Source organism: Mesorhizobium sp. M7A.F.Ca.ET.027.03.2.1 (assembly GCF_003999175.1).
Classification (GTDB): domain Bacteria; phylum Pseudomonadota; class Alphaproteobacteria; order Rhizobiales; family Rhizobiaceae; genus Mesorhizobium.
Map to the genome: position 1 here is coordinate 1 of NZ_RZOM01000738.1, position 3,171 is coordinate 3,171.

A 3,171-nucleotide genomic window follows, 5' to 3' on the forward strand; every position below is an offset into this window, starting at 1 on the left:
ATGCGGCCGATGCGGGTGGTGTGGAAACGGCCTTGCGCGTAGTTGGTGACGCGCTTCTTCAGGCTGCGCGCCTTGCCGACATAGAGCACATCGCCGGCAGCGTTCATCATGCGGCAGACGCCGGGCGCGTTGGGAAGCCGCTTGACCAGCGTCTGGATCACCTCGGCGCCGATCATGCCTTCCGCGTCGCCGGCATGCGGTGTCCAGTCGATGGCGGTGAAGGCGACATCGGGACCGACGGTTTCAACGATCTTCTCGACCGCCTCGTCCTCGAGGTCGATATCGGGGGGCAGATCGTCGGCGCCGCCGCGCGGCGTGCTTTTGTGGTCTACAGGACTCATTCCGTCATGCCTGTCACATCGGGCGTCTGCCATGCAAGATGCTGGCCGCCATCAAGCGCGATCATCTGGCCGGTGACCGAGCGCGCTTCCCAGAGATAGCGGATTGTGGCGCCGAATTCCGGCAATTCCGGGCCGCGCTTGAGGACCAAGCCATCCACCTGTGCGGCAAAATCGCTGTCGTCCTGACGCGCGTTCTTCAGTGTCGGCCCCGGGCCGATGGCATTGACGCGGATGCTGGGGCCGAGCGCTTGCGCCATCATCTGGGTGGCCGTCCACAGCGTCGACTTGGACAGCGCATAGGAGAAGTAGCGCGGCGTCGGACGCCAGACGCGCTGGTCGATCATGTTGACGATCAGGCCCTCCTGCCCTGCCGGCAACGCCCGGGCGAAATTCTGCGCCAGCAGCGCGGGCGCTTTCACATGGACGGCAAAGTGCCGGTCCCAGGCCCGCCAGTCGAAATCCCGAACCGAATCGTCCTCGAACAGCGACGCATTGTTGACCAGCAGCGGGATCGGTCCGAGCGCTGCTTGCGCCTGGCCGACGAGATCGTCGACGGCGTCCATATCGGTCAGGTCGGCGGCGACCACGGCGGCGCGGCCACCTCCGGCGATGATTTTGGCAGCCAACGCATCGGCCTCGATGCGCGAGCGGTTGCAATGGATGGCGACGGCAAAACCGTGCGCGGCGAGATCCTCGACGATCGCCCTGCCGATCCGCCTGGCCCCGCCCGTCACCAGCGCCGTGACAGTGGCTTTGCTCATATGGTGTCAATCCTCAATTTCGGCCCGAAAAAGCGGTGCCGGCGAAATATGGCCCGGCATGCGTTAAATGGTGTTCGCACCTTGGGCAGCATTGTGGCGAAACGGCCGTTTGGACATCCCGGCCCGCCCTAGACTCGGGCGCGCCCGACCGCAATATAGGGTGCTGGAGTCCTTGCACCAAGCGGTGTGCAGCGCAGCATGGGATGGTTCCTGCCATTTCGCTGTTGCGAAGATGCAACGTCAAGGTTCTGCCTCATTCGTGCCGGGGAATGACCCAAGTTCAGGTTCGCTTCAGCCGCATTTTGACACGACATTTGGAACCGACGAACGCCAGATCCGTTTCACCCCCCGGACGGGTTGATGGCGATCGTGAGAAACAAGCCTGTGTCCTGTGGCTTAAGGAGTAAAGAACAATGCAAGCCAATCTCAAATTCGCACGGCCGCTGGCCGTTGCGCTTGGGCTCTTCGCCCTCAGCGGAACTGCCTATGCTGCTGACGTGGTTTCGGAAGAGCCGCCGGCACCTGCGCCGATCGCTGAACTTCCGGTCGCTTCGTGGGCCGGCCCCTACGCCGGTCTCAACGTCGGCTATGGCTTCAGCGGCCGGACCAAAGAAAAGGATTTCGACGTTGAAACCGATACCAAGGGTTTCGTCGGCAGTGTCTTCGGCGGCTACCAGTGGCAGCAGGAGAACTTCGTCTACGGTGCTGAAGCCGAACTCGGCTACAACGGCGTCAAGGGCGACGACAACGGCATCGACTCCAAGGCCGGCTTTGAAGGTTCGCTGCGTGCCCGCCTCGGCTACGCGGTCAGCCCAGAAATCCTGCTCTATGGCACCGGCGGTCTCGCCGGCAGAAGCCTGAAGGTGGAAGACACCGTCCTTGGGGCCAGCGATCGCGCAACGATGCTCGGCTGGACCGCCGGTGTTGGCACCGACATCAAGCTGACCGACAATGTCTTCGGCCGCGTCGAGTATCGTTACACCGACTTCGGCAGCAAGAGCTTCGACGGCATCGGCAAGGTCAAGGCCACCGACAACCGCGTCACCTTCGGCGTCGGTATGAAGTTCTAAGTCGTTCAAGCCACGACACGAAAAAGCCGGGCCTCGCGCCCGGCTTTTTTTGTGTCTGGGTAATTTTCCCGGTGATCGAATCGATAACCCGGGAAATCAATTCCGGGCAATCGGCTATCAACCAGGAATGCACGGCTTCAGTTCTGGAAACTTCTCGTCGAAGCGTGCCGCCCATCGCGTCAGCCGGGCGCGACCCTTCTCCCATTTTCCGGCAAAACGCAGCGAGAGATAGCCAAGGCAGGCGCGCAGCGCCATCTGGCCGGCGGTGATCTTCTTCGGCAGCTTCGGCGGGTTGGCATTCAGCAGGTCGAGTGCCGCCGTGATCTTCGCCCACTGGCGATCGAGCCAAGGCTGATAGACCATCTCCTCGGGCCGCGTGCGCCGTTCATAGACCATCGACAGCGCGCAGTCGCAAATGCCGTCGGCCAACGCCTCCAGCACTTCAGCCTCGAGCCGCTTGTCGGGAGTGCGTGGAAAAAGCGCGCTCTTCGACAAACGGTTGAGATGCTGGGTGATGGCGCGACTGTCGTGGATGGAGCGGCCGTCGTCGAGCACCAGAACCGGGATCTTGCCGAGCGGGTTGGCGCCGATCAGTTCGGCCGGTTTGTCGTCGGTTTTGACCGCCACCGTTTCGATGTCGATGCCGGCATAGGCGGCTGCCATGCGCACTTTGGAACTGTAGGGAGAGGAGGACGCATAGAGCAGTCTGGGCATGATCGGTTTCCTGTTTTGCAGGCCGGCAGTGTTGACCGATCAAGCGCGATCGAGCAATGGCCAGAAGCGGAAAACCCGGCCGCCAGCGAGCGGACTCATCGGCCGGGGCCGTTTGGCGAGCGCTCCATGAAGACGGTGCTTGATCACATAGTCGCCGAGTTGCCAGAATCGCAGGGATCACTCAGCCGACAGCCAAGACCGAAGGGCCTCGCGCCGATATTTCATCAAGCGCATGAATGGCACAAAAAGCCCCACCGGACTCCGCCCTATGGCGAAGTCCTGGGA

General features: G+C 62.4%; 3 protein-coding genes and 1 pseudogene. 1 reads left to right on the forward strand and 3 read right to left on the reverse strand.

Annotated features, from left to right (window positions below; translation table 11 throughout):
• Positions 1-341 (reverse strand): annotated as a pseudogene (locus EN750_RS25925) (excinuclease ABC subunit C); the annotation flags it as partial.
• The gene (locus tag EN750_RS25930) at positions 338-1,102 is read right to left on the reverse strand and encodes an SDR family oxidoreductase (protein WP_127319023.1); all 765 of its coding nucleotides are present in this window, start codon (positions 1,100-1,102) and stop codon (positions 338-340) included. The pseudogene EN750_RS25925 and the gene EN750_RS25930, both read right to left, overlap by 4 nt.
• Before the next feature lie 413 nt (positions 1,103-1,515).
• Between EN750_RS25930 and EN750_RS25935 the strand changes: the two genes are divergently transcribed.
• Positions 1,516-2,172, forward strand: a complete 657-nt coding sequence (locus EN750_RS25935) for an outer membrane protein (protein ID WP_023812630.1) — start codon at positions 1,516-1,518, stop codon at positions 2,170-2,172.
• 117 nt (positions 2,173-2,289) lie between these two features.
• On the opposite strand, the gene EN750_RS25940 is transcribed toward EN750_RS25935, so the two are convergent.
• Positions 2,290-2,886: a glutathione S-transferase family protein gene (locus EN750_RS25940; protein WP_127398257.1), complete on the reverse strand. Its 597-nt coding sequence runs from the start codon at positions 2,884-2,886 to the stop codon at positions 2,290-2,292.
• Positions 2,887-3,171: the final 285 nt, after the last annotated feature.